1 protein-coding gene is annotated in these 390 nt (G+C 48.2%); it reads right to left on the minus strand.

Going from position 1 to position 390, the window contains the following annotated elements; all coding sequences use genetic code 11:
- The coding region (locus ACEWB7_RS18605; RefSeq protein WP_411581176.1) for a hypothetical protein at window positions 1-321 on the minus strand (321 nt) is incomplete at its 3' end.
- Window positions 322-390: the final 69 nt, after the last annotated feature.

The following is a 390-nucleotide window of genomic DNA, read 5'->3' on the forward strand; positions in this document are numbered from 1 at the left end:
ACCGAATGCTGGTGTCTGCTGACCTGTCAGTAGAAAAGAAGGGATAAGATCATCCAGGGCGTCTTCGGTAAGCAGTTCCTGGTCACGTTCATTACCTGACCATACCCGAGAGGTCTTCTCAACACTATCTCCCCGGAGCACCTCAAGGGTAAATTTCACGTCCCTACCACATACAGGCAAAGTAATAGCATTGCCACGAGCCATAGCTCCTACGCGCGCAATTAACGAATCCACCATCGGTGCAGCTGGTGCCGATGACGGAGTATCTTCAAGCGGTTGAGTCTTAATCGTATGTTTTGGAATGACAGGCGCACGCTTCATTATCTAATCTCCCAGCGTGGTTTAATCAAACGATCGAAAATTTCATTGCAGACAGGTTCCCAAATAGAA

It is taken from the genome of Acinetobacter sp. NIOH-H-8, assembly GCF_046635365.1.
Lineage (GTDB): Bacteria > Pseudomonadota > Gammaproteobacteria > Pseudomonadales > Moraxellaceae > Acinetobacter.